General features: G+C 42.6%; 23 protein-coding genes and 1 pseudogene. 9 read left to right on the top strand and 15 right to left on the bottom strand.

Features of this window, described 5'->3' with window-relative positions; genetic code table 11:
• Positions 1-10 precede the first annotated feature (10 nt).
• The 8 genes and pseudogenes from ACM0OZ_RS41180 to ACM0OZ_RS41145 form a co-directional block, all read right to left on the bottom strand.
• Positions 11-451, bottom strand: coding sequence for a hypothetical protein (locus ACM0OZ_RS41180; protein ID WP_414588657.1), 441 nt, complete (start codon positions 449-451; stop codon positions 11-13).
• A 233-nt stretch (positions 452-684) separates the two neighbouring features.
• Positions 685-1446, bottom strand: a complete 762-nt coding sequence (locus ACM0OZ_RS41175) for an AAA family ATPase (RefSeq protein WP_414588661.1) — start codon at positions 1444-1446, stop codon at positions 685-687.
• Positions 1447-1646: 200 nt separating this feature from the next.
• Positions 1647-1974 (bottom strand): annotated as a pseudogene (locus ACM0OZ_RS41170) (AAA family ATPase); the annotation flags it as partial.
• Positions 1975-2018: 44 nt separating this feature from the next.
• Positions 2019-3125 (bottom strand): AI-2E family transporter, encoded by a 1107-nt coding sequence (locus ACM0OZ_RS41165; protein WP_414588656.1) that lies wholly within the window; start codon positions 3123-3125, stop codon positions 2019-2021.
• A complete protein-coding gene (locus ACM0OZ_RS41160; RefSeq protein WP_414588655.1) occupies positions 3125-3589 on the bottom strand; it encodes an NUDIX hydrolase in 465 nt (154 codons plus the stop codon). The genes ACM0OZ_RS41165 and ACM0OZ_RS41160 overlap by 1 nt, the downstream gene beginning before the upstream one ends.
• A 207-nt stretch (positions 3590-3796) precedes the next feature.
• Positions 3797-4213: a hypothetical protein gene (locus ACM0OZ_RS41155; RefSeq protein WP_414588654.1), complete on the bottom strand. Its 417-nt coding sequence runs from the start codon at positions 4211-4213 to the stop codon at positions 3797-3799.
• A gap of 169 nt (positions 4214-4382) precedes the next feature.
• Entirely contained in the window at positions 4383-4727 is a 345-nt protein-coding gene (locus ACM0OZ_RS41150) for a BON domain-containing protein (protein ID WP_414588653.1), read from the bottom strand.
• Between the two features lie 713 nt (positions 4728-5440).
• On the bottom strand, positions 5441-5848 hold the full coding sequence (locus tag ACM0OZ_RS41145; protein ID WP_414588652.1) for a hypothetical protein: 408 nt from the start codon (positions 5846-5848) through the stop codon (positions 5441-5443).
• 401 nt (positions 5849-6249) lie between these two features.
• On the opposite strand from ACM0OZ_RS41145, the gene folD reads away from it, so the two are divergent.
• The 3 genes from folD (at position 6250) to ACM0OZ_RS41130 (ending at position 8822) form a co-directional block, all read left to right on the top strand.
• A complete protein-coding gene (folD, locus tag ACM0OZ_RS41140; protein WP_414588651.1) occupies positions 6250-7131 on the top strand; it encodes a bifunctional methylenetetrahydrofolate dehydrogenase/methenyltetrahydrofolate cyclohydrolase FolD in 882 nt (293 codons plus the stop codon).
• A gap of 159 nt (positions 7132-7290) precedes the next feature.
• Positions 7291-8217 carry a geranylgeranyl diphosphate synthase CrtE gene (gene crtE, locus ACM0OZ_RS41135; RefSeq protein ID WP_414588650.1) on the top strand — a complete coding sequence of 309 codons (927 nt, stop codon included), beginning with the start codon at positions 7291-7293 and terminating at the stop codon, positions 8215-8217.
• A 131-nt stretch (positions 8218-8348) separates the two neighbouring features.
• The gene (locus tag ACM0OZ_RS41130) at positions 8349-8822 is read left to right on the top strand and encodes a divergent PAP2 family protein (protein WP_414588649.1); all 474 of its coding nucleotides are present in this window, start codon (positions 8349-8351) and stop codon (positions 8820-8822) included.
• A gap of 33 nt (positions 8823-8855) precedes the next feature.
• Here the strand turns inward: ACM0OZ_RS41130 and ACM0OZ_RS41125 are convergent, their stop codons facing one another.
• The 4 genes from ACM0OZ_RS41125 to ACM0OZ_RS41110 all read right to left on the bottom strand — a co-directional run bounded on the left by ACM0OZ_RS41125 (position 8856) and on the right by ACM0OZ_RS41110 (position 11724).
• Positions 8856-9536, bottom strand: coding sequence for a hypothetical protein (locus tag ACM0OZ_RS41125; RefSeq protein ID WP_414588648.1), 681 nt, complete (start codon positions 9534-9536; stop codon positions 8856-8858).
• Between the two features lie 186 nt (positions 9537-9722).
• A complete protein-coding gene (locus ACM0OZ_RS41120; protein ID WP_041042432.1) occupies positions 9723-10052 on the bottom strand; it encodes an MgPME-cyclase complex family protein in 330 nt (109 codons plus the stop codon).
• A gap of 80 nt (positions 10053-10132) precedes the next feature.
• On the bottom strand, positions 10133-10906 hold the full coding sequence (locus tag ACM0OZ_RS41115; RefSeq protein WP_414588647.1) for a SnoaL-like polyketide cyclase: 774 nt from the start codon (positions 10904-10906) through the stop codon (positions 10133-10135).
• A 95-nt stretch (positions 10907-11001) separates the two neighbouring features.
• Positions 11002-11724, bottom strand: coding sequence for a pyridoxine 5'-phosphate synthase (locus tag ACM0OZ_RS41110; RefSeq protein WP_414588646.1), 723 nt, complete (start codon positions 11722-11724; stop codon positions 11002-11004).
• Positions 11725-11872: 148 nt separating this feature from the next.
• On the opposite strand from ACM0OZ_RS41110, the gene ACM0OZ_RS41105 reads away from it, so the two are divergent.
• The 3 genes from ACM0OZ_RS41105 to ACM0OZ_RS41095 are packed head-to-tail and all read left to right on the top strand — an operon-like array spanning position 11873 to position 12760.
• Positions 11873-12133, top strand: coding sequence for a DUF433 domain-containing protein (locus ACM0OZ_RS41105; protein ID WP_414588645.1), 261 nt, complete (start codon positions 11873-11875; stop codon positions 12131-12133).
• Positions 12130-12513: a DUF5615 family PIN-like protein gene (locus ACM0OZ_RS41100; protein WP_414588644.1), complete on the top strand. Its 384-nt coding sequence runs from the start codon at positions 12130-12132 to the stop codon at positions 12511-12513. Before ACM0OZ_RS41105 ends, ACM0OZ_RS41100 begins: the two co-directional genes overlap by 4 nt.
• Positions 12494-12760 carry a DUF4926 domain-containing protein gene (locus tag ACM0OZ_RS41095; protein WP_414588643.1) on the top strand — a complete coding sequence of 89 codons (267 nt, stop codon included), beginning with the start codon at positions 12494-12496 and terminating at the stop codon, positions 12758-12760. Before ACM0OZ_RS41100 ends, ACM0OZ_RS41095 begins: the two co-directional genes overlap by 20 nt.
• Positions 12761-12868: 108 nt before the next feature.
• On the opposite strand, the gene ACM0OZ_RS41090 is transcribed toward ACM0OZ_RS41095, so the two are convergent.
• From ACM0OZ_RS41090 to ACM0OZ_RS41080, 3 genes are all read right to left on the bottom strand, one after another.
• Entirely contained in the window at positions 12869-14950 is a 2082-nt protein-coding gene (locus ACM0OZ_RS41090) for a caspase, EACC1-associated type (protein WP_414588642.1), read from the bottom strand.
• A 9-nt stretch (positions 14951-14959) separates the two neighbouring features.
• Entirely contained in the window at positions 14960-15340 is a 381-nt protein-coding gene (locus ACM0OZ_RS41085) for a hypothetical protein (RefSeq protein WP_414588641.1), read from the bottom strand.
• 393 nt (positions 15341-15733) lie between these two features.
• Positions 15734-15967: a hypothetical protein gene (locus ACM0OZ_RS41080; RefSeq protein WP_414588640.1), complete on the bottom strand. Its 234-nt coding sequence runs from the start codon at positions 15965-15967 to the stop codon at positions 15734-15736.
• Between ACM0OZ_RS41080 and ACM0OZ_RS41075 the strand changes: the two genes are divergently transcribed.
• The 3 genes from ACM0OZ_RS41075 to ACM0OZ_RS41065 form a co-directional block, all read left to right on the top strand.
• A complete protein-coding gene (locus ACM0OZ_RS41075; RefSeq protein WP_414588639.1) occupies positions 15960-16205 on the top strand; it encodes an antitoxin family protein in 246 nt (81 codons plus the stop codon). The genes ACM0OZ_RS41080 and ACM0OZ_RS41075 overlap by 8 nt on opposite strands.
• Before the next feature lie 51 nt (positions 16206-16256).
• Positions 16257-17558, top strand: a complete 1302-nt coding sequence (locus ACM0OZ_RS41070) for a P-loop NTPase fold protein (protein ID WP_414588638.1) — start codon at positions 16257-16259, stop codon at positions 17556-17558.
• 59 nt (positions 17559-17617) lie between these two features.
• On the top strand, positions 17618-21240 hold a 3623-nt coding region (locus ACM0OZ_RS41065; protein ID WP_414588637.1), incomplete at its 3' end, for a tetratricopeptide repeat protein.

The raw sequence follows: 21240 nt of genomic DNA, 5'->3' as shown, positions 1-21240 counted from the left end.
CTCAAATTGTTCAAGGTTTGTTAACTCTTCGACTACTTCGCCTAGGAATTTGGACAGGAGTCGTTGGCTGGTAAGCCTTCAGTCCGTCATCACCCGTGAGAATTTCCACCTGACAACCGATTTTGGCGTAGTATTCAGCTACAGTCTTGATAGTGGCATCGCCGATAGAAATACGTTGCACTGCTAACCTAGACCATTCAGCCGCTAGCTTTTTCAAGCCTTCTGCGTCCCAAAATTCCGCTTGTTCAGTGAAAGCAGCCCAAGGTGTTGTTGCATCTGCTGCTTTCACCATCAAATCAGCTAAAGCTTGAGCCATTTCATATCTGTTTTGATTAGCTTGTGCGATGTGATTACCTGTTTCTATGATGACGGCTAGAGGTAGCACAAAATATGCACTGTCTTCTTCTTTTTTGAGAAATTCATCAACTCGCTTTTTGTCCTTACTTTGCACGGGATATGCAAAACCTCTCTCCTGCAAGGAGAGAGGCTTTGATTTTTCCCCCTTCCCTACTAGGGAAGGGGGCTAGGGGGTTAGGTTTTTCGTGGATTTTTCCACATGGCGTGAAAAGTCAGGCTTTTTGTCCCACTTATTCTGATCTGTTCCACAGGTATCTTTGCCAGGAACCCCCAAGTAAACACACAGTATGGATGTATCTATTATCAGAACCTTCTTCATATTTGGCGCTACTTGGTATCAGCCAGGCTCCTTTCAATAGCACCCTTCGTTGTCAGCTTACCTAGTGTACCAGATGCCATTAACTTAGGTAGATTCTCAATATCTTCTAGTAAAGTCAGCTTACTTTCTCCAGTTTCAGAATCTCGATGTGCTACTACCACAAATGGCACTATTTCTGGTCCTAAAGCATCAAGCAAAGCTGGGTTATGAGTCGTTATTAATATGTCAATTTTTCTTTTTTCACCAATTTCTCGCAGCATTCTTACCAGTAATTCTGCCCGCGAGGGATGAAGCCCGTTATCTATTTCTTCAATTACCAGTTGACTACCTTTTGGTCGGGTAAGAAGCGCTGTCATAATGGCTATAAATCTAAGAGTGCCATCGGACATACTTCTGGCATCAATTTCTGTAATGTGACCTGGTTTCCATAGCTCCTCACAGTAGAGCATTGCATCTGTGCCAAACCTACCAACTTTTTCTGCCCATACTCTCTGAATATCTCCTTCTGGTAAATTCTTGGCGTAAGCTGATATGGTTGCTTCCACCTCAGCTTTTTGTTCTTCAGGCAACGCTGCTAATACACCTGCAATATTTGAGGCATCACTTTCCAGTTTCTCAGAAAGCAGTGAGTAATCCCGCATTTGAGAAGGAATAGGATTCAAAATAAAAATTTTATTTATAACATCAAAAACTGTATTTATACCTTTTAAATTTGCATATATATCTTTTGTTAAATATTCATTATCTTTTCTACCGATTTGATATTTGATATAATTATTTCTTACTTGTTGATTTGTCTAGATAACTTGTTCTGGTACTAATAAAGAAGTATCTGATTTGCGATCGCTATAAATATGTAATTTATTAGACAAGGTATTATCTCCAATTTCACTCTTCATCAAGTAGTAATTAATTGGAGCATCCTGATTTCCTTCTTGATATTCTTGGCAAATTATATATACTTCTGAAGCCCGAACAAATGGTTTTGTTTGTATTGTGATACTGTAAAGATAATCTTTTGTTTCTTCCTCACCCTGAACCAGCGCCTTGATTGTAAATTGAGTTTCATTCTTTAGTGCAGCCCATTCCACACCCCCTCGAATTGAGGGTAAAGTTTTATCTCCTGCCAAAGCTGCTTCAATATCCTCGCCTCTAACTATTCTTTGGAGAAATTCCAAAGCTTCAACGACATTCGATTTACCACTCGCATTTGTACCAATAAGAACAGTCAGTGGGTCAATCGGAAGTTCTGCATAACGAAAACTTTTCCAATTCTCAAGGATGAGTTGCTTAAGCATGACCCACTCCAAAACTCTAATAGTTGACTTTTCTTATTATCGCTTTATCGCTCTAGCAAAACAGTTGAGGTTTGTTCACCAGAAATGCTATCACCTGAGTTATCCTCCCCAGGCGGTACCCTAAATCCCCCCTCACGCCAGCTATCCGCTACATCTTTGATAAAACTGGCTATAGGTATAGCAACCAATAAACCCAATAGTCCTCCCAGTTTGGTTCCTAATAGCAAGGAAATGACTACCCACACGGGATTTAAACCAGTCAAATTTCCCAAAAGGCGAGGAGCAACAAAATTAGAATTGACTTGGTCGATCGCCACAGCAACGGCTAAGACTTCTATCCCTAACCAAAAGTTCTGCAATCCCACCAATAAGCTTACTATAGCAATACCTATACCCGTGCCAAAGGGGAACAGAGAAAAGAATCCAATGACAATACCAAAAAGTAAAGCCAAGGGAACTTGCAGCGCCAAAAATACAAGTATCAGAGCAACCGCTAGCAAAGCACCCAATATTGCTTGTCCAATAAAGTAATTTTGAAAGTCCTCGCGCAATAATTGCCGTACTTGCGAACCAATATGAGGCGAGAACCACAGAAAAATTCCATCCCAAAGACGTTCTCCGTTCAATACTAAGTAGATAGTCAGTACGACCGTCAGCAGCACATTGACCACACTACCAATGGTATCCACAGCAAAACCGAGGATTTGACCGGTAAAGGACTGAACTTGATTGGATAATCTGTCTAACACTTGACTCAATAAGCCACTCAAATTCACGGGAAGCTGTTGAGCCGCAGCCCAGTCTTGGAAAGCTTGCAGTTGTTGCGTTCCAGAATCAATCCAACTTGGCAAAAAATTAGCCAGTTCGTTAAGCTGTTCCAAAATCAGAGGAACTAAGGTGAGAGCTAAAGCCACTACAATCACTACAGCTAACAACAACACACTCCCAACAGCTAAGTTGCGTTTTACCCGTCGTTGTTGGAAAAACCGAATGGGATAGTCTAGAACAAAAGCCAGCAAACTGGCGGCGACAAAGATGCTGACCAAGGGTTGAAAATAATGCACAACCTGAAGCAATACCCAACCGTTGAGTACAGCCAGGGGAAATGCGAGGCTCAAACTTAACCATCGTGGTAGTTTGTAGTTAGTCATTAGTTATTAGTCAGATTAACACTTGAGTCAGAAGACAATTTATCGTGTCTCTCCATAAAATCTAACAAAATCTGCTGATGCACAGGTCCAAAGGGTCGCACGTCTCCTGATACAGCGGAATAACTCGCACCCAAGCGAATGTCTTGCGGTGTTATTAAGCCCATATCCCAACCTTCATTGAGCACCAGTTGATTTAATTCCACTGTCAGGGGTGCATGGAAGACATGACGAACCGCAATTTTGTCGGGATAGCAGCCAAACTTAGAAAATGTTGGTGGTAAAGTATAACCAATTTCTTCTAAAATTTCCCGTTGTACCGCAAACTCTGGGGTTTCACCGGGTTCTATGTGTCCGCCAAAAAATGCCCAGTGACCGGGATAGACAATATTGGGGATGTTATCCCGCAACTGCATGAGAAATTTGTTGTCTTGGTAGAGAATGGCGATCGCCACTTCGGTAGCCATATTCACTCCTGCTTGTCATAATTCACCTGTACGATAGACATTGTCTCTCATGCATGACTACCACAAAAACTTTAATCCTTGAATCAAACCCTTGCTGTGCAAGGCTTTTAAATCAAATCTTTTGTGAAATTCTATGAAATTATAAATCCCCAGCTTCAAAGGAGCGAAGCGAAGTTAAGCCGGGGAGAACGTCAAGTAGCGGCGATACTACTTGGGAACGCTAAAGCCAGCCTTTTCGGCGGTAGCCGTATCTGCAAAGCAGATATTGGGCTTGACCTTTTCATAATCGAGTGACTTGGGAGCATGAAGTATGTTGCCCCGCTTCTTGGTAACTACGCCCTTAACAGGAGCATTGCTAGGACAAGTGGTCTCTCCTTGGGGCTTAACACCTAACTTCTGAGCTTCAGCCGAAATCCCAGTAGTTGAAGAAGCACCAGTTGTCCCTGTTCCAGGACTATCTGAGGTTCCAGTCCCACCAGACGGAGCAGTTGTAGATGTAGACGCGCCAGAGTCGCTAGATGGAGAAGTATTGCCTTCCTCAGCCTTGTTCCCACAACCCGAGAGGGCTAAGATAGTCAAAAGTGCGATGGAAATAGTCCATTGATATCGCAATATATTTTTCATAGCCTGTTTTGATTGCTGAAATTGCACCCATTAGACCCTGAGTGGGTCGGTTTAATTAAACTCAATGTAAAGAAGGGTAAGGGTGAGGGATTTGGGTAAGTAACCTTCTCTTACCCTTTCCCTCTACCCTTGTACAAGTTTTCCGTTTATTTACGCCGCTGCTGCTTATCTAACCGACACTGACTTCGTCAGTTGTAACGTCTGTTGCACCGCTAACACCGCTTGCAATGTTTACCAGTTGGTCGAGAATCTCTTGACTGGGAACTGACCCTTTGAGAACAACTGTACCGCCTGTTTGTGCTACGTACAAGTTGTTAATATTATCAAATTCGGGGTTTTCATCAAAAGCTAGGGCGACCCGCTTTGCTAAACCACTCTGGTCGTACTCTCCATTTAACCCCACTCGCTCTAAAGGAATGTCTTCGCCGTTGTTCTCACTAACTGTAGTGGGATCGGGATTCACTTGAGCATCTTGAGGCTTTTCCAGTCCAAAAAGTCTTTGTAACCAACCCATAAACTTTTTTCTCCAAATATCAAACACTTCATTGTTGGTCTACTTCAAATCAGAGTTATTTGCTTCTCACCCAACCCGTGCAGGTTTGTGTTCCCTACTATTTGTTCATAAATTTTCTAGTGGGTTTGAGGACAAACGAAATAGCCCTGCCTTGAAAGCAGAGTTGTTGCTTTATCAAAAGAGACGCAATAAATAAAGTTAAAAACTGATAAAAAATTGTTTCTTTCTCTATCTAAAGTATGTCTCTGTTGTTTCTAAAGCAACGGTGTATAATGATGACGACTTCGTACATTACAACACATACATAGAAAAAAAGCTAAAGAAAAAATAATTTTTTGACGACATTAGGATGACTAGAGTAAGTTAACAAATTTAGCCGCTGTCATTCGGTTAAAATTTTGCTTTGATATAAATAATATGATTCTGCTTTGGCAGACCAATACAGCAGTTATATCGACGAACGTACTCAACACTACCAGGCACTTGCCTGCGTCAGTCAATAGTTCACCTTTATTAATTATGATGGTTGTATAAGTTCGTAGTAAGGAATGCGCGTCCACGACTGTTTGAGCGATGGCAGCGCTCACTACGAAGCCTTCAAAAAAGTATGCGTTCTTACCACTAAAATCTCTTCGTCCGGATTGCTGGGGGCTTCTGGATGAAAGAAGCTCCCATAACTTGTTGGGTTGACGTTCCAATTACTGCTCCTCTATTTACTGCTCCTCTATATAAAGTTCTCCATATTCTTTGCCAGCTAAAGGAATACTTTGGTGACGAACTTTACCCTTAATCACCACTTGCTCTCCCTCGCCTAGACCAGTTTGATTGGTGACAACCCAGATTTTCCCTGTAGAATCATTAATTTGATATGCATATTGATTCAAAAGCGGAACTCGTTTTTCCACCTTACCTTGTACGTACACTGTAGTACCATCGTCTTGTTCTGGTTTCAAGTCCTGAATTTGGGTGATGTTGGCTCCGATGGCATTCATGCCAAACTGCCCCAAGTTACCACAACTTAGCAGTCCCCCTACAAGGCAAAGGGTCAATCCCAGGCGTATGGGTACGACAATGCCATATTTGTATAAAAACGAGAAGTTGAAATTTTTTACGAGTTGCATAACGAGTACCTCCACTCGCAAATTTTGGCATCAGTGCTTGGGTTGTGACAATTTTAATTTAACAAGTGATTATCAATACTTTATGTTTCAGTATCAAAAACTCGCACTCAAGCAACTCCTCATACCATTTTGGATAGGTGGATTTTGGATGCGTGGATTGTGAAAATCTTGCATAGACTCAGTTTCACTCAATCATGTGTCGCATTCTTTTTTCACGCTTGGTCTCCTAATCGTTTTCCTTGAAAATCTAAAATTTTTTTCTAATTGGGGAACATTCTAAATTCTGGGTTCTCAAGTCTTGTTAGACAAGCAATCTGAGAAGATAAAGAATGTGGTCTTGCTGTTTACGCTCAGGCATCTGACAGCAACGCCAAGGCGTAGCGTACTTGTGTTGAATTCTCATGGAAACAAAAACAGCCAAACTTCTTGATGGTAAAGCGTTAGCTGAAAAAATTCAGCAAGAACTTTCTGATGGCGTTAAAGAATTGCAACCCCAAATAGGACGCCCGCCAGGTTTAGCAGTGCTGATGGTGGGCGATAACCCAGCGTCAGCAGCTTATGTACGCGGCAAAGAACGAGCTTGCCAGAAAGTGGGTATTGCTTCTTTTGGCAAACATTTTCCCACGCAAACGACCCAAGCAGAACTAGAAGAAGTGATTGCTGCACTTAACAATGATCAAAGGGTGGATGGCATTCTCGTGCAATTGCCCCTCCCTAACCACTTGGATGCTGTGGGGCTTTTGCATCAAATCGAGCCAGATAAAGACGCTGATGGACTGCACCCAGTGAACTTAGGACGACTGGTACGGGGAGAATCAGGTTTACGCAGTTGCACTCCCGCAGGGATCATGCGGCTGTTGCAGGAATATGCAATTCCCTTGCAGGGAAAACAGGCGGTGGTGGTAGGACGTAGTATTTTGGTGGGCAAACCAATGGCTTTGATGCTCTTGGAGGCAGATGCTACTGTGACTGTAGCTCATTCGCGATCGCACGACTTGCCATCCATCACCAAAAATGCTGATATTCTGATTGCAGCAGTAGGTCGTCCAGGACTTATTACTGCCGAAATGGTGAAACCGGGCGCTGTTGTGGTAGATGTGGGGATGAATCGCGTGACAAACTCAGATGGCAATAGTCGTCTAGTAGGCGATGTTGACTTTGAGTCCACTGCTAAGGTAGCCGAATACCTCACACCAGTTCCAGGTGGTGTTGGTCCGATGACAGTCGCCATGTTACTGCAAAATACTTTTTCCAGTTATTTAAGGACGAATCAAAAATTATGAATTATGAATTATGAATTATGAACTATGAATTATGAGTTATTATTCTTCACTCTTGACTCTTAAGTCCTAATTTTTTTCTTACTCCTCACTCCTCATTCTTAATGTGCCAAAGCCTCGTAAAATTGTTACGTATATAACAGAATATTAAGGAATTCAAGGATGGTAGCAGCAGATAACATTCAAAAAACTCCTGAGTCAACCAAATTTGACCTAAGAGCTTATCTCAAAGAACGACAAAAGCTTTGTGAAGCTGCTTTGGATAAAGCGATTCCCATACGTTATCCAGAAAAGATTTACGAAGCAATGCGCTATTCACTCTTAGCAGGAGGTAAGCGTTTGCGCCCTATTCTTTGCCTTGCTACCTGTGAGATGATGGGCGGTACAATCGAAATGGCACTTGCAACAGCTTGTGCTGTGGAGATGATCCACACAATGTCGCTGATTCACGACGACTTGCCAGCAATGGATAATGATGATTACCGTCGCGGTAAGTTGACAAATCACAAAGTTTATGGTGAAGATATAGCAATTTTGGCTGGGGATGGCTTGTTAGCTTATGCTTTTGAGTATGTGATAACTCACACCCAGAATGTACCACTGGAGCGAGTTGTACAAGTAATTGCTCATTTGGGTCGTGCTACGGGAGCGACTGGCTTGGTTGGTGGTCAAGTGCTAGATTTAGAATCGGAAGGAAAGACAGATATTTCCCTAGAAACATTGAGTTTCATTCATAGCCACAAAACAGGTGCCCTCTTAGAAGCTTGTGTTGTTTGTGGTGGCATTTTAGGAGGAGCATCATCTGAAGATGTGCAGCGGCTGTCTCGGTATTCCCAAAACATTGGGCTTGCCTTCCAAATTATTGATGACATTCTAGATATCACTGCAACCCGTGAGCAATTGGGCAAAACTGCTGGAAAAGACCAAAAAGCTCAAAAAGTAACGTATCCCAGCCTTTGGGGACTCGAAGAATCAAAACAAAAAGCTCAACAGCTGATTGAGGATGCTTGTGCAGAATTAGAACCCTTTGGAGAAAAATCTTTGCCTTTAAAGGAACTGGCGCACTTTATCACCAATCGCAAGCACTAAATAATGAATAATGAATGATGAATGATAAAGGCTGAGCGACTTTACAATTCATAATTTATCATTCATAATTCATCTTTCTTTTCATAATTCATAATTCATAATTCATAACTTCTCATCTTACGCAAAATAGCATGCAGGACATAGGCGATATATTAGACAACCGAGTGCTGTGGGTTGCTCTAGTAGCTTGTTTGATGGCTCAAGCATTGAAGCTCGTCATCGAGCTCATCAAGAACCGTAAACTGAATATAAGTGTTTTAGTGACAACTGGAGGTATGCCTAGTGCTCACTCAGCACTGGTAACAGCCTTAGCAACTGGAGTAGGACAAACTCTTGGTTGGGCTTCTGCGGAATTTGCGGTGGCGATGATTTTTGCCATTATAGTCATGTATGACGCCGCAGGAGTTCGCCAAGCCGCTGGAAAGCAAGCCCGGATCCTCAATCAAATGATTGATGAATTATTTCACGAACACCCAGAATTTAACGGCGATCGCCTCAAAGAATTGCTGGGACACACACCCGTTCAAGTCATCGCTGGATCGGCGTTGGGTATAACCATCTCTTGGTTGGCGAGATCAACCGGCGTGTTGGTTTTTAGTCCATAGTTAACCAAAAAGCCGACTACTTTTTGATCACTGCTACTGCAAACGCACAGTTGAGCGCAGTAGCACTACTTTACGACTATCTACGAGTACGGCAAAAAAACCTTGTTCGCTCAGCTTCTCCAATGTGCTATATGCTTCTTTTTGGTTAGGTGTGTAAATAGCCAGCAAATAAGGGCGTTGTCCGTAGGAAACAAAACCCACGTCTCCTCCCACCACTTGCCGCACTTGATTGGCAACTTCCGGGCGGTTGTAGTAATCTACCAATACGGCGAAACCCCCTCCCAACCGTTCGGGTTTATAGCTGACTGGCTGAGGCTGAGTCTGTACCACCTCTCTTGAGCGAGCCGTGTCTGACGGTCGAGTGGTGATAGTACCAGACAAACCGGCAATATTGTTGATATACTTTGCCCAACTGTTAGCTTCGTCTATCTTGGTAAACCCGCCTATGCGCGTCACTGTATCTTTGAGATATCTACAGGTGGTTGTTTTAATGTTAGACGGTAAAGCGTGGCGCAACTGCTTCTGATTCTCTGCTGTGGGACTGATAACCAACAAAAGATACTCACCTGGATTGGGAGGTTGACAAACGGGAAGATCTTGTTGTCGTTGAGCCAAAGCAGAATTTATGCCGCCAGAAAAGCCCACAATGGCTAGCACTAAACCACTCACTAAAGCATTTGGTATCTGAAATTTCTGGACAACAGTCTTATACATAAAAATTTATTGAACTTTTTTCTCAACAAATTATATTTAGTTATTAGTCAATAGTCTATAGTCCAATAACTAATGACTAGTGACTAATGACGATGTACAGACGCGCCATGGCGAGCCAGCGCTGCAGGAGGGTCTCCCTCCGCAGGCGACTGGCGTCGCGTCTCTACAATAACTAATGACCATACATTAAGACACGGCAGCCAAAGATGCCAACGCATCAGGAATTTCTGGTGAAGGAGCTTGAAATTCGCCTGTTAGGACATATTCCAATCGAAGTTTCAACCAGGTAATAAATTGGGGATTGGTGGAAATAATCGCCACTGCTGGTTGAGGACACTTCGCCTTAACTTCTGCCATTTGGGGTGCTTCTAAAAAAGCTGGCTGCTTAACCACCCAAAAATCAATTTCTTTTTCTTGTTCGTGGTAGTGACGGGTGCGTTCCTTGAGAACTTCCTCCATCGGTTCTTCTTCAAGAAGAAAGCGTTGAGAAGCCAAAACGTAATAGTATGTTTGCATTTTCTTCCTTTGGTTGCTATTGAATAATGATAAAGGCACAGTGCTGCTCACTGTACCTTTATGATCTAAGTGAACCAGAATCACCTGATCAAAGCACTCAAGGGACAACGACTCGCTTGCAGTTCGCCAGTTGCTTGTTTTTGTGTTAATCCCCAAAGTCGCCTGACAAAACCCCAAAAACTTCCTTGCTGTTCACCAGTTCCTTTTTTTGCACCAGTTGTCAGCTTTTTAAGAAACAGGCTGTTGTCGAAGTAGTGTTCTATGGAAAGAACTCTTAAATCATCAGTGACACGCGCCACGCTCATACCAACTATCTCCACCGTCTCTCCTGTAGGTGCATAGTCTTTGTATGAACCGTTAAAAGTTCCCCAATGACGCCATTTGAATGTAACATTTGGTGGACCTGAGTAAACCTCAAGGACTTCCCACAAAAATCCTTTGGGAAATGCTGTATGGAAGAGATTGGCTGATGATTCAAAATCTTCCTCGGATGCCTTGTAATCTTCAGTATCGCCGATAAATAAGTTGTAAGTGCCTGCCTTTACCACATCTGATGCTGTGTACGCTGCACCACCATTACTACTCATGCGAAACTGTTCGTTCACAACTGACAACCACTGCTGAGGGTTGGTTTTGAACGATGCTTCCATCTCAAACGTTCTCACCAAGTTTTGGACGATCGCCTCTAATGAACCTTCAAGATGGTTCTGTGTACTTTCCTTTGCAAGATTTTCCTTTGAGCGGGTATAGTCTGGAGGCGTACCATAGCGCCACTCGGCATCGCGACTATGTGCAATAACTGTGTCTCTGCCCTGTACCCAAAGCGGAGTGCTGTTCGACGGAGTTGCGCTCATAAAAGTTTTGGAGAAAGAATAATCCTAGTCTTGAACATACCAAACGCTTTCTAGATTTACGCAGTCGAACCCCAAAATTGTCTTTGCAGTTGCCCTTACAGTAGTCCTCGCATCGCTAATTTCATCTCGCGGACTGCTCTTTCCATCCCCACCAAAGCTGCCCGACTGACAATGGTATGCCCGATGTTTAGTTCTTCCATACCTGGAATGCCAGCCACGCGATAGACGTTCCAGTAGGTGAGTCCATGACCGGCATTGACTCGCAATCCTGCTTGAATCGCTTGCTCACACCCTTCGTCTAGCAAGGCTAATTCCTGGTCGCGACTAATTTCATCCTTAGCCTCAGCATATCGTCCGGTGTGCAGTTCAATAAATTGTGCCCCCACCTTGACAGATGCTTCAATTTGTGCTGTTTCGGCATCGATAAACAGACTCACTGGAATGCCAGCGCTTTGCAATTTATCAACTACCTCTGCCATTCTATCAATTTGACCGACGATATCCAGCCCGCCTTCTGTGGTGACTTCTTCGCGCTTTTCGGGTACTAAAGTGATGTAATCGGGTTTGATGTCGAGGGCGATCGCCACCATTTCATCAGTCGCTGCCATTTCTAAATTAAGGTGCGATCGTACAGTTTGCCGCAACAGGCGCACATCTCGTTCTTGAATATGTCGCCTATCTTCCCGCAGATGCACAGTAATGCCATCTGCACCTGCTAATTCTGCCAGTACCGCCGCCGCCACGGGATCTGGTTCCACCGTCCGCCGCGCTTGCCGGATAGTGGCAATGTGGTCAATATTTACACCAAGTGTCGGCACCCCTACTATCTCCTTATCCACACTCTCAGGTCTTGATTTTACAGGAAATACGGCTTGGGAGGTAAGTGATGGGTCAAAGTGGATGCACTAGCAAGTGGAAAAATGGCAAAGTGGAAGAATTAGTCACAGTATAGGAGTGGAAATTGCTATGAGTAAAGAAAGTTTACTATCCCGCATATCTATTGATGCCAATATCTGCTTTGGCAAGCCATGTATTCGGGGACATCGCATCTGGGTTTCCCTGATTTTGGACTTTCTAGCTAGTGGGATGACAATTGAGCATCTGCTTGAGGAGTATCCGGGTATAGAGCGAGAGGATATTCTTGCTTGTATTGCTTATGGTGCTGAAATGGCAAGGGATTATTATGTCGAGATTCCCCTTGGAACCCACAAGGAACTCTCAAAGTGAAGCTCAAACTTGATGAAAACCTTGGCAGTGTTCGCGTTGTTACACTGTTACGTTTGGCTGGACATGATGTCGCAACAGTGCGCGAACAAAATCTGACTGGAACAGCAGATGTGCAGCTAATTGATATCTGCCGCAGCGAAGGAAGATGTTTGGTAACTCTGGATAGGGGTTTTGGAAATCGCATCCGGTTTAACCCCTCTAATTATCCTGGTATTGTAATCATCCGTCTGCCATCTCAACCCACACCAGAAGATTTGGGCTTTGCAGTAGAGACATTAATTCGTGGATTCGATGAGACAGAAGTTGATGGAAAGCTGTGGATTATCCAGCAGGGAAGAATTTTAGAGTATCAAACACTAGATGATGATGAAAAAACTTAAACTTTTGGATACTGTTGCTCTACTCAACCCCGTTCCAATTGACCGATTAACCTTGGTAGAACCGGATTACATTTCTATCAACAGTTTACCGAGTGGACAAGTTGGAACGATTGTAGAAGTTTATGAGGAAGGAGAAGAATATCATTATTTAGTCGAATTTGCTGACACTCAAGGACATGAATATACAATGGCTACCTTGAAAGCAGAGGAACTTTTACTTTTGCAATATGAACTGACAGTTGCTTAACTTTCTTTTTGGTATACAAACTTGAGGTAAGGTGGGCATTGACCTTATTTTCTAGAATATATTCCAAAATTTTGGCAGACAATGCCCACCCTACGGGTGAGCTTGATTTTACTGCTCAAGTGCTTTGATTTTGTCCAACGCATCTTGGTAGTTCTTTGTCTTTCCTTGTTTCTGATAAAGGTCTGCGGCTTTGCGATAATCAGCGATCGCTCCCTGCTTGTCTCCAAGGCTTTTGCGCGCACTTGCTCGGTTGTAGTAAGCATAGACAAAGTCGCTATCTAGACTGATAACCTGGTTATAATCCTCAATAGCTTTCTTATAGTCTCCAAGCGTTTTATGGGCATTACCCCGGTTATGGTAGGCACGCGTGAGTGGATCGTAGTTCAACTCGATAGCTTTGCTGTAGTCAGCAATACCTTGCTGGTAGTTACCCTGCGCGGCGTAGACTAACCCTCGCTTGTGATAGCCGTAGGCGTTGTTGGAGTTAAGTTCAATAGATTTGTTTAAGTTGGCGATGGCTTGCGGGTAGTTACCCAAATTGTAGTAGGCATTCCCTCGACTATTGTAAACATTGACATCGTTGGGATTAAGCCGAAGATACTGGGTGAAATCCTCAATTGCTGCTTTGTAGTCTTCAATTTCACTACGGGTATAGCCCCGTTTGTAGTAGGCAATTGTAAAATTGGGATCGAGCTCAAGCGCCTGGGTGTAATCCTCAATCGCTCCCTTATAGTCTTTTTTGTTAGCCTTATCAACTCCTCTATCGTAGAAGTTTTTAGCATTCATCTGGCTTGTAGGAGAGACCCTAGGACTGGCAGTGGGTGTAGGTAACCCTGCTGGATTTGGCTGGGACTTCACCGAAGCATCGTGTGGCTTCACCAAAAAAGAGAACGTTACAACTACGGCTGCGAGGATACCTGCCCCAATAAACGCTTTGGGGTTTTTTAGAACTGAGGCAGAACCAGAAAAACCGCTTGGAAGCCTGGTGCTAGTGGGTACAGGAGTTTCAGCTTGACTTGCAGCTGTACCTTTGTGTGGTTGTTTGGTTGAGATAACATCTTCATTGCGCGAGGTGACTGAAGCGTCAATCGCGACTGGTATTTGATTTGGAGGAGCCGATTCTTTTTGAGGAGCAACTCTTGCTTCAATTGGTGCTATATCTTCATCTCTGAGTCCCAAAATTTTTTGATAACGTCGCAACTCATTTTGAGTCTGTTGGCTGAGAGTATGCTCACGTTCAAGCGCATAAATTAATGCTTGCTCATATTCGTGCAATTTTTGTTGATACTCTCGATAAGGTTTTAAAACTTCAGCTTCAATGGCAGCAGTCTGTTCAGGAAGCAGTCTCAAATTATCGCGTAGCGCATCTAATATTTTGCGACCAATCATAGAAATCTCGCCGCGACTGGCGTAAATCTCAACTTCTTGGCGATACCTTAGCTTTGGATCACCTGTTGATGCTTTAGCAAGCCAGATTTTGAAACCTTCTCGCACTGCATAAATTTCTGGCTTCATCGCTGGCGCAGCTTCTTGAACTTTCTTCTTGGCGTATTCATGCAACTCATCTACAGAAATTACACCGTCATTAGTTTGATCTGCTGCTCCTGTTTCAATTCCCTCGACTAGGTAACGGGTGTATGTTGAGAGTTCTGACCCCTGCTGCTCAAAGGAATACTGGGTGGAAGTCGAGGAGGTGAGAACAGCACGCCCCTCGCCGCCTAGTTGATTCTTGACATCTACAGAACCATCATCTTTGGCTAACCAACCCTCTGCAAACGCCCCGCTAAAGCAACAGTCAAGAATGATAACCTGACGTTTTGAGCGGCTGTGGCTCATGATGTCTTGCACGAAACTGGCTGGAACGGCTGTTGCTTTGACGAGTTCCCCCTGTTTGTTTTTGCGAGTGATGCGAGTTGCTAGGTAAAGCCTACCGCTCTCATCCTTAATCCCGTGACCGGAGAAAAAAAGTAGCACTAAGTCTTCTTTAGCCCGACCTGAAAACAAGGTTTCAATAGCTTCTTGCATTGCTTGCGGATCGACGTTCAGCAGTGGTCTTACCTCATCAAAGCTACCCATTTCTGGATGCTGCAAAACTCGCTGCATCGCCTCCACATCTTTTGCCGCCCCGGGGAGTGGGCTTAAACCTTCTCCATATTCACTCGCCCCAATCAGTAGTGCTACCTTAGCCATCTTGCTACCCTATGCGTTTTTCAGAAATTCCTGTGCTTGCTGCATAGCGAATTCAAATTCTTCCCGGCTACTGGCTTCTAGGTTGATTTCCCTGCCGTCTGGCGTTTTAAGTGCCAGCTTAATTGGTTTGCTACCGAGGCGATCGCCCAAAAATCCCAGCAATTTCTTCAGATTGGCAACACTCACTTCAGCCTGCAACACTCCCAGCAGAAAACCTCCAAATGCCTTTGAGCCAGAGGGTGTTTCTGCAACTCCTACAAGACTGGCTTGTTCAACTTCATCCAAGTCTTTCACCTCTCGCAGCAGATTTCGCGTTTGCTCTTCTATTTCCTCTGCATCTAGGTTGGGTTCATTAAGGGCGATCGTCAGTTTGATGTTAGAATCAGCCATTTTTTACCTCTTAAAATTTTGAATAAGTTTAATGTCAATTTTTTTGAGTTTTTGACTCTTGCTCACTTTGCCCCTCATCTTTTTGGAGAAGTTTAGATGAGTCTGACAAGCGTTAGCTAACCTGTAATAACTGTCATTGAATTGACTTATGCAGTCTCACGAGAGAACCCTGACTCTGTTATAGTTATTTATCATTGGCAATAAGCCAAATCGAAGAACTGTCTTTTTGAAAGCCACGTTATCTTAATGTTTGAAGATAACCTGTGAAAACTCAATTCCCTCTAGACTTCAAAACAAGAATATAGATTTCAGTAAAAGTCTTATTTCTTTTACAAAACTTTACATTAACGGGATCATGATTGCTCGGTAAGTTGCGATTCGCGATGCTGTTGTTCAAACAATTTTGCCCGACTCTTCTTCTGCAGCAATATCTGCTTCTATTTCCTCGCGGTTGGCATGGTAATAGGTAAGTCCAGCATAAATCTGTGCCAAAGTCAACGTCGGATGCCCAATTCGATTGAGGATTTCTTCTGGAGTGAGACCTAGCTTATATCTATTTTTGACCACACCCCGCGAGAAGCTAGAATCTTTGTTGACAAAGATAGAGGCGCTGCTGGTGATGAACAAAAAAGTAACGGCTATATTTGATGGCAATGTTTTACATCCGGATGCACCTTTGGATTTAAAACCGAACACCCGCTATGTCATTACAATTCAAGAGTTAAGCGAACCACCTGTAGTAGGTGATGCTTGGGATGTGCTGGAGGCGATGACGGGAACGATAGAAGCACCGCAGGACTGGTCTAGCGAGCATGACCATTATTTATACGGTACGCCCAAGCGGGAGACAGAAGGCGCGGAATGAGTGATGAGACTATACTTAAAAATATAGTCTTCTGATCAGTTTATTATCAGCATGAGCAATACTAATTTTTGGAAAGCTGCTTACCAGCTATTCAAGCCAGAGGAACCTCTTGCTACACCTGAAGAACTGAAAAATTTTTATGTCCAGAGAGATAATAGCCCAGTAGATAAGCTTGCAAGTTTATTGGCGATGGAAGATGATCCAGCACAATTTTTACTGGCTGGACATCGTGGTGGAGGAAAAACTACGGAGTTGCGGCGACTGCAACAAAAGTTAAATGATAATTACAAAGTTATCTGGATAGATACACAAACGGCTCTTGACCGTTACAATATTGGCTATGCGGAAGTTGTAGTATTAATTGGAACACAAATTGCACTTCAAGCTATTAAGTCTAATTGGCTATCTACCAAAGATAAATTACTAATAGATTTGCAAGAGAGCTTAAAAACTGTAGTTTATCAAGATAAAGATAGCTACACTGAAGGTTTAGGATTGCCAAAATTTCTAGACAACGTAGGACTAAATCTCAAACGCGGTTTAACCAGAGAAGTCACAAAAACTCTCAATGTTCGCCCCTTGTTAAGTGACATTATTAACCAAGTTAATACCATTATTGACAAAGCAGAAAAAGAAGCACAACAAAAATTACTAATTATTGTTGATGGATTGGATCGCCATGATTTAAAAACAGCTTTGGAGATGTTTTCTAGTCCATTGTTGACAGAATTAAAATGTCATATTATCTATTCTATTCCTATTGAGCTACGATATTCTCCAAGCTTTCGTCAGCCGATGGAAAGCTTTCAAAAATGTTTGGATTTACATAATCCTCCGGTTTTTGAATGTGATGAAAATTTATGTCCGACAACTCATCCTAATTCCAGTGGCAGGAAGATTCTCAACGATGTTATTAACAAACGTATTCGTAGTTTAGGTGATAGTTACAAAGGTTTATTTAATCCTGATGCGCTGGAACTCATTTGTGAGAAAAGCGGCGGTGTGATGCGAGATTTAGTTAGATTAGCATGTACTGCTTGTGAAATTGGGTCACGGAATAAATTGATTTTAGTAGATTTAGAAACTGCTCAAGAGGCAGTGCAAGAAGTCCGTAAGGACTATAATTTGAATGACTACCACTATCCTGAACTTGATTCTGTACATTGCACTGGCAAGCTAACAACTAAAACACACAGCTTACCTAACAAAGGTGAATTTATTATTTGTGATGAACTTTTACAAAACAAATTAGTCTTAGGTTACTACAACTCAAGACAGGAATCTTGGTTTGATATTAATCCTATCCTAATTGAGGATTTGCAGCGTTGGCAAGCTGTTAATAAGACTATATAAATTAATATAAAATACGTGTTTTTTCATTAATAAAAAATCATTATATACTGGTTTTCTATATGATTTCTTATGACTCAAAGTATTCTCTGAGCGACTCTGACAAAGCAGAACTAGAGAAATTAGTTAGTGTATTGGAACTTTCCAGTGGGACGACAATTATTTTCGCCATTGCACCAGAGAGTAGTCCCCAGCATCCTGTGGTAAAGAAGCTGCAGGAGTGTTTAGAAACCAGTGAAGAACATTTTCAGTATGACAATTTCTTTTATAGTCAGAACTCGTTTCATAATTTTCTCTATAGCTTAGATGACAGTAAACAGCAGAATTCTCAAGAAGAACGCAAATTAGTGATGGCGTTTGGACTTGATCAGTTACCTACGCCACGCTTAGTGATAGAGATGCAGCGGTTGAATTTAGGTAGAGAAGAGCTATTTGGTAGAAACTTAGTACTCATTTTTTGGTTAAATAAAGCTCAGTTTTTAGATGAGTTTCATCATCGTGCGCCTGATTTTTGGGATTGGCGTGGAAAGGTTGTGCAGTTTGAGACACGTAATCCTTTACTTTATCCTTATTTAGAATGGCTAATTGCTGATAATTCTTATCTTAAAATTAGCGGTGTGATGCAAGTCAATCGCCAAGTTGATATTTTTCTTGACCAAATTTATGTTTCCCTACAAGCGCAACGGCGACAAGAAATTACGGAAACTTTTGAGCGCAGTCAACGAGAAGTTGAGACGATGACTGGGGATAGTTACAGATTGAAGATGATGGGTTCCAGTCTCGATGATTGGGATGAACCTGGTTATTATGATTATGAACCACAGAGTCAAAAAGTCGTATCTGTTTCAAGTGCTAAAACTGTTATACAAAAGGTGGATTTATCCGAAGCAGTGCGGGAGCATCCTTATAGTGTGATTTTGGGTGCTCCTGGTGCAGGAAAAACTACGCTTCTGGGCTACTTAGCGCTGCATTTTGCAACAGCAAAAAGAGATAATCAGGAAACAGTCATTGTTGATGAAGAGAAGAAAGAGTTAGGTAAGACTCTGCTACCAATTTTCTTTCGTATTGCCGACTATGCAGAGCGACTGAAACAACAACCAGACTTGACTTTGCTGGAATATCTGCGCCAGTTCTATCGCCAGTGGGAAGCTGATTTTCAAGCAGAGGAAGAAGTGAGAACTGAAATGGCGCTGCTGTTGTTAGATGCGATGCGTCAAGGACAGTGCTTGATGCTGCTGGATGGATTAGATGAAGTCTTTGACCAAAAAAGCCGCAGACGTATTGTAGAACGTATCAATCAGTTTGTCGAAGAGTTCCCCGCTAACAAATTTGTGATTACCAGCCGCATTGCTGGCTACCACGATGTGCAACTAAGCAGTCGGTTTGCAGAGTTTATTATTGAAGACATGGACGGCGAACAGGTTGAGCGGTTCCTGTATCGCTGGTGTCGAGTGATTGAACAAGAGCAGCAGCCAGATGTTGGTGAGGAGCAATGGCAAAGAAGAGGAGATGAGCAGGCGCAGGACATCTTGAGGGCGATAGAAGATAATGAGGGTGTAAAGCGATTGACGGCGAACCCGTTGCTGCTGACAATTTTGGCGCTGATTCACCGCAATGGCGAACGTCTACCTAACCGTCGGGTGAAACTGTACGAGTTGGCGGTGCAAACATTAACTGAAGATTGGCAACTCGGTAAGAAATTACCTGATGCACCGAGAGTGATGTTAAGGGAAAGCGAGGTTGTACAACTTTTAGCACCCTTAGCATACTGGATGCATGAGACAAAACCTTCCGGTTTGGTGACGCAGGCGGAAGTGGAAGAGAAACTAGCAACCCAGTTGGCGGAAATAAATGATGCTGAGCCTGAGTCGGACTCTATTCGTCAAGCGGTTGCGGAGTTTTTGCGGAAGGTGCGGGAAACCACAGGTTTATTTGTGGAACGTATGCCTGGGGTTTATGGCTTTATGCACCTGACGTTTGAAGAGTATTTTGCTGCTCGTCATATTGCTGGTAATGACCAAAGTGAGATTTTGCGTCTTATTCAGGAACATCTGCATGATCCACGCTGGAATGAGCCTATTTTGTTAGCTTTGGGGTATTACGTTGACCGTTCTCCTTCACAAGTTAAGAAATTTATAAAGAACTTATTTAAGATTATCAATCTGGAAGATGATGAACCTGTGCTGCAACATGGCGAAATAAAAATTAAAAGTTCTTCACCTGATGATGTAAAACTTGTCTGGTTAAAAAAAGATGAATCAGCAAGCAATTTGAGACAATTGGAATTCCAACTGAAAGATTTATTGTTTGCAGGAAAAGTTATTGCTGAAGTTGAAGTTAACATCAGCCCTCTTCGTAAGAAGGTAATTCATCAGTTAGTTCTTACATATCTTGGTGTAGATGCTGATTTTGAAGATGAGATCACTAAAGAACTCCTGAGACTGCTTCGTAAAATTGAGCTTTTTAACCAAAAAACTGAAGTCATAGAGTTCCTGAGACAAAAAGCCAATGATTCAACGCTGTCAGAAGAAATTCGTATCAAGGCAAAAACAGCTATCTTCTATCTTGCTTGTGGTGAATCAGCAGAATTAGTGAATTGTGCTAGGGAAATTGTTGATCAATTAGAGCCTTCACTGTTTTGCAGTATTGCGGATTTCATGGCAGAATTGGGTGAAGAAATGACACCTGCTCTTGAAGCCTGCCGACAGCGGTATAGTCATGATGCAGTATGTCAAAAAACGTTAATTTTCTTCACAGCAATGTCTTATCTTCGGAAAGAGAAATATGACAAAGCAATTGAGATTTTTGGAGAGATAGAAGAGGAATTAGATAGTAGCCTTAGACCATTTGTTTGTTGGGCATTAGCCAAGTGTTATGAAGAGAAGGAAGAGTACGAAAAGGCTGATGGCTATTACAATCGGTCAAAAATGGCTGATTATCCTCAACAAAATAATTTATTTCTTTTCTGGAGAGATTGGGGCGGGTGTCAGAGGTCAGATAAAAAATATGAACAGTCATTAGTTTACTATCGGAAAGCATTGGCTGATGCAAAGGAACTCCTAAATTCTCAAGATGAGGCAAATATTTTCTATAACATTGGGAGAGTATATCAAGATTGGAGTAAGTATGAACAAGCAATTAATTTTTATCAACAAAGCAAGGAACTTTACCAACACTTAGGTCGAGATAAGAATGTAGCCAACCAGTGGAATTGGATGGCTGATTGCTACAGAGAATGGGGGAAGTATGAGCAAGCACTTGAATGCGAAAACCAAAACTTAGCCATTCGTCAGCAGTTAGATGACCAAGCCAGAATTGCCCTTGCTTACTATCAGTTAGGAAGGATTTATCAAGGGTGGGGCAAATACGAGCAAGCTATCAATTCCTATCAACAAAGCAAGGAACTTTACCAACACTTAGGTCGAGATAAGGGTGTAGCTAACCAGTGGTACTATTTGGCTGATTGCTACAGAGAATCGGGGAAATATTCGCAAGCACTTGAATACCAAAACCAATGCTTAGCCATTCTTCAGCAGTTAGATGACCAAGTCAGTATAGCCAGTGCTTACAATCACTTAGGTAGAATTTATCAAGGGTGGGGCAAATACGAGCAAGCAATAAGTTCCTATGAACAAAGCAAGGAACTTTACCAACACTTAGGTCGAGATAAGGGTGTAGCTAACCA

This window comes from Scytonema sp. PCC 10023 (genome assembly GCF_963920835.1).
Classification (GTDB): Bacteria; Cyanobacteriota; Cyanobacteriia; order Cyanobacteriales; family Nostocaceae; genus Kalymmatonema.
Note: the sequence above shows the minus strand (reverse complement) of the source record. Positions and strands in the feature narration are given on the sequence as shown.

What these genes read in the sequence shown, in the direction of transcription:
- ACM0OZ_RS41165 (WP_414588656.1), bottom strand. Translation starts at nt 3,125, where the DNA reads ATGACTAACTACAAACTACCACGATGGTTAAGTTTGAGCCTCGCATTT.
- ACM0OZ_RS41160 (WP_414588655.1), bottom strand. Translation starts at nt 3,589, where the DNA reads ATGGCTACCGAAGTGGCGATCGCCATTCTCTACCAAGACAACAAATTT.
- ACM0OZ_RS41155 (WP_414588654.1), bottom strand. Translation starts at nt 4,213, where the DNA reads ATGAAAAATATATTGCGATATCAATGGACTATTTCCATCGCACTTTTG.
- ACM0OZ_RS41150 (WP_414588653.1), bottom strand. Translation starts at nt 4,727, where the DNA reads ATGGGTTGGTTACAAAGACTTTTTGGACTGGAAAAGCCTCAAGATGCT.
- ACM0OZ_RS41145 (WP_414588652.1), bottom strand. Translation starts at nt 5,848, where the DNA reads ATGCAACTCGTAAAAAATTTCAACTTCTCGTTTTTATACAAATATGGC.
- folD (WP_414588651.1), top strand. Translation starts at nt 6,250, where the DNA reads ATGGAAACAAAAACAGCCAAACTTCTTGATGGTAAAGCGTTAGCTGAA.
- crtE (WP_414588650.1), top strand. Translation starts at nt 7,291, where the DNA reads ATGGTAGCAGCAGATAACATTCAAAAAACTCCTGAGTCAACCAAATTT.
- ACM0OZ_RS41130 (WP_414588649.1), top strand. Translation starts at nt 8,349, where the DNA reads ATGCAGGACATAGGCGATATATTAGACAACCGAGTGCTGTGGGTTGCT.
- ACM0OZ_RS41125 (WP_414588648.1), bottom strand. Translation starts at nt 9,536, where the DNA reads ATGTATAAGACTGTTGTCCAGAAATTTCAGATACCAAATGCTTTAGTG.
- ACM0OZ_RS41120 (WP_041042432.1), bottom strand. Translation starts at nt 10,052, where the DNA reads ATGCAAACATACTATTACGTTTTGGCTTCTCAACGCTTTCTTCTTGAA.
- ACM0OZ_RS41115 (WP_414588647.1), bottom strand. Translation starts at nt 10,906, where the DNA reads ATGAGCGCAACTCCGTCGAACAGCACTCCGCTTTGGGTACAGGGCAGA.
- ACM0OZ_RS41105 (WP_414588645.1), top strand. Translation starts at nt 11,873, where the DNA reads ATGAGTAAAGAAAGTTTACTATCCCGCATATCTATTGATGCCAATATC.
- ACM0OZ_RS41095 (WP_414588643.1), top strand. Translation starts at nt 12,494, where the DNA reads ATGATGATGAAAAAACTTAAACTTTTGGATACTGTTGCTCTACTCAAC.
- ACM0OZ_RS41090 (WP_414588642.1), bottom strand. Translation starts at nt 14,950, where the DNA reads ATGGCTAAGGTAGCACTACTGATTGGGGCGAGTGAATATGGAGAAGGT.
- ACM0OZ_RS41085 (WP_414588641.1), bottom strand. Translation starts at nt 15,340, where the DNA reads ATGGCTGATTCTAACATCAAACTGACGATCGCCCTTAATGAACCCAAC.
- ACM0OZ_RS41075 (WP_414588639.1), top strand. Translation starts at nt 15,960, where the DNA reads ATGAACAAAAAAGTAACGGCTATATTTGATGGCAATGTTTTACATCCG.
- ACM0OZ_RS41070 (WP_414588638.1), top strand. Translation starts at nt 16,257, where the DNA reads ATGAGCAATACTAATTTTTGGAAAGCTGCTTACCAGCTATTCAAGCCA.